Below are 410 nucleotides of genomic sequence, written 5' to 3'. Positions count from 1 at the left end.
GATCCACACTTACCGCATGCCCTGTTGGCGCAGTATTATCCAATGTGATGGCTGTGGTTGCTGCGGGTGATATATTACCAGCGCTATCGGTTTGCGTTGCCGATACCGTTAATGTGCCATTACTTAATGCACTGATGTCTAATTCATTTCCGCTGAGGGTCCAGTTACCACTAGCATCCGCGGTGACAGACTGACTCTGCCCACCTATATTTACATTCAAGCTTGCATTTGCTTCAGCACCAGAACCTGTCACTAATACACTGTCATCTTCACTAGCATTAACAATGTCATCGACTTCTATGGGGGTATTAATCGTGACCGCTGTTGGCGCACTATTATCTAAGGTGATTGTAGTGGTAGCTGCTACTGAGGTATTACCTGCATTATCCGTTTGCGTTGCCGATACCGTT

General features: G+C 46.6%; 1 protein-coding gene. It reads right to left on the bottom strand.

What is annotated here, in order from left to right; translation table 11 throughout:
- The coding region (locus CWB85_RS21930; RefSeq protein WP_138556018.1) for an Ig-like domain-containing protein at positions 1-410 on the bottom strand (410 nt) is incomplete at both ends.

This window comes from Pseudoalteromonas sp. S1727, assembly GCF_005886375.1.
Classification (GTDB): Bacteria; Pseudomonadota; Gammaproteobacteria; order Enterobacterales; family Alteromonadaceae; genus Pseudoalteromonas; species Pseudoalteromonas haloplanktis.
This window is presented reverse-complemented; position numbering and strand designations above follow the sequence as displayed.